The 393-nt window shown below is 73.8% G+C and carries 1 protein-coding gene; it reads right to left on the bottom strand.

The genetic code is table 11. From position 1 onward, the window contains the following. The coding region (locus tag D7Y13_RS46710; RefSeq protein WP_208734754.1) for a hypothetical protein at window positions 1–393 on the bottom strand (393 nt) is incomplete at both ends.

Below are 393 nucleotides of genomic sequence, written 5' to 3'. Positions count from 1 at the left end.
CCGGTCAGCTGATCGCGGTCGAGGGTCGGCCGCTCCTCGCCGGTGTCGGCCCGCGGCGGCTGGGTGCCGGCGCTGAGCCCGAGGCTGCGGCGGATCCGCTGGACGTCGACACCGACGACGCCGGAGCCCTCCTCGCGGCCGAAGGCGGCGATCGCCAGGCGGGCGAGATCGCGCAGTGCGTTCTCGTCGCTCTGCTGCATCGCGTCGCGGATCAGCTCGCTCAGCTCGTCGCCGTCGAGGCGATCGGCGAGGTCGCCACTCGGCTGGGCGCCCTGGTTGACCTCGTCGTCGGACGGTCGCTCGGCGATCCCCTGCTCGATCGCGGCCGCCTCGGCGGCGCGGAAGAAGTAGCGGTCGAAGAGCAACTCGAAGGCGCGCCGGTCGTCCTGGGAC

The sequence above is a fragment of the Corallococcus praedator genome (genome assembly GCF_003612125.1).
Taxonomy (GTDB): Bacteria; Myxococcota; Myxococcia; order Myxococcales; family Myxococcaceae; genus Corallococcus; species Corallococcus praedator.
This window is presented reverse-complemented; position numbering and strand designations above follow the sequence as displayed.